The sequence below is a fragment of the Pseudotenacibaculum sp. MALMAid0570 genome (assembly GCF_040151415.1).
Classification (GTDB): Bacteria; Bacteroidota; Bacteroidia; order Flavobacteriales; family Flavobacteriaceae; genus Polaribacter.
The window spans coordinates 1-281 of record NZ_JBDKWF010000013.1 but is presented as its reverse complement, the minus strand read 5'-3'; the positions used below and the strand labels follow the sequence as shown (position 1 = coordinate 281).

Below are 281 nucleotides of genomic sequence, written 5' to 3'. Positions count from 1 at the left end.
GCTAATAGTGGAGCAAATCCTATCGCAGGAACTAACATGTATGAGAACATTGTTGTAAATCAGCAAACTATTTTTGTTCGAGTAACAAACAATACTACTGGATGTTTTACTGATCATACTACTTTTGATTTAATTGTTAATCCTTTACCGGTAGCAAACTTTGTTGCCGATCTTGAAATTTGTGATGATGATTCTGATGGGTCTGCTCAAAATGGATTCTCTCAGAGTTTTAATCTACATGATCAAACTGCAGGAGTTTTAGGAACTCAAGACTCGAATCA

At 35.2% G+C, this 281-nt stretch carries 1 protein-coding gene; it reads left to right on the top strand.

Annotated elements, in window-relative coordinates; genetic code table 11:
* Positions 1–281: FIDD domain-containing protein (locus tag AAON49_RS00060; protein WP_349551726.1), on the top strand; the 281-nt coding region annotated here is incomplete at both ends.